The sequence below is a fragment of the Bradyrhizobium sp. 31Argb genome, assembly GCF_043638955.1.
In the GTDB taxonomy this organism is placed as follows: domain Bacteria; phylum Pseudomonadota; class Alphaproteobacteria; order Rhizobiales; family Xanthobacteraceae; genus Bradyrhizobium.
In genome coordinates this window covers 1-1226 of record NZ_JBEGDB010000606.1, presented here as the reverse complement: position 1 = coordinate 1226, position 1226 = coordinate 1, and the positions used below count along the sequence as shown (strand labels likewise).

Sequence of the window (1226 nt, the reverse complement as noted above, 5' to 3'; positions counted from 1 at the left end):
GAGAAAAAAGATCGCCGACGGCGGCTTCGAGACCCCCTACCGACTGCGAAAGCAGATCGTCGAGGCGGTGTTCGGACAGATCAAGCAGGCCCGCGGCTTCCGCCAGTTCCTGTTCCGAGGCCTGGCTAACGTGGGGGCCGAATGGGCGATCGTCTGCACCGCCCACAACCTCGTCAAGCTCAACAACCTCGCCAGGCCCACATGAGCGGCCTATCGTAATGAAGTCCGACCGGCCAGAACGCTAACTGGACAGGCTCCTAGATTAGCGAGTCCGTGCGATTGCGGTGCGTTCAGTTTGGTTAATTTGCCACGCGAAATGGCGGCCTGTTAGTGATGACCTATCGCTAAATAGGCCACCCTTTCAACGGGTCCATGGTGGTCCTGCAACTTTTCCGGGTGCGGGATGTTGAACCGCTATGCCCAGACCTATAGCCATTACACTTATGAGTTTGGCCGCCGCTTCTATCTTTTCGTTCGGCGTCGCAGCGGCTCTATGGTCCACTAACGCAGGAACTAGCCGCCGGTGTTCCCAACCCCCGCGATTACCTATGTAATTGAAAGCAAACTGACAGACATGCCTGTCCGGAAGCCGCCAGCGTAACGCGAGTAGTTAGCCGGGTCGGCGTGAAAGCGCACCGTTTTGGCTCTCTTGCACTGAGATTGTCTGGCACGCGAGTTGCTGAGAGATGTGCGGGCTTAACTCCTCATACATTCGCGCAACCGCCATGAGATGGTCAAGTCTACAGCGACTAGCGCGGGTGGTTCCTCCAACCGCCCGCGCTTCTTTTCTGTAGTCCTGTAGGCCGCACGGCGACGCCGTTCTGGAGATCGTGCCATGACCCGTGAAGAGGCTTTGGAGAACGCGATAGCGGCGATCAGAAATTGGTCCGAAGGGAAGGCCGAAACGAGCGTACTCCTCGACGCGATTGCGAAGCTTATGGCGATTGCGCCGCCGCCTAGACGACATTCAAAACAGAAGCAGCCTTTACGATCCCCAGACGAGGCATGCTGCAATGGGCAGACTCAAATTCATACCGGCTTTCGAGGCCGCAAATCGCTCTGCCGACCCCGACAAGCTCGCCGCACTCCGGGCAGCCATCCGCGAACGCGGAGGCCCTGACGAGTTCGCGCTGACGAGCACAGACCTCACATGCATTGGGCGTAATCCCTTGCCGCTCGTCGCTCGGTGACCTTGACCTTGCGCCAGGGACGATGAACGTCGAGCA

1 protein-coding gene is annotated in these 1226 nt (G+C 58.6%); it reads left to right on the top strand.

Features of this window, described 5'->3' with window-relative positions:
• Positions 1-205 (top strand): transposase (locus AAFX91_RS41790; RefSeq protein ID WP_394570360.1); only part of this gene is annotated, 205 nt, incomplete at its 5' end.
• Positions 206-1226 lie beyond the last annotated feature (1021 nt).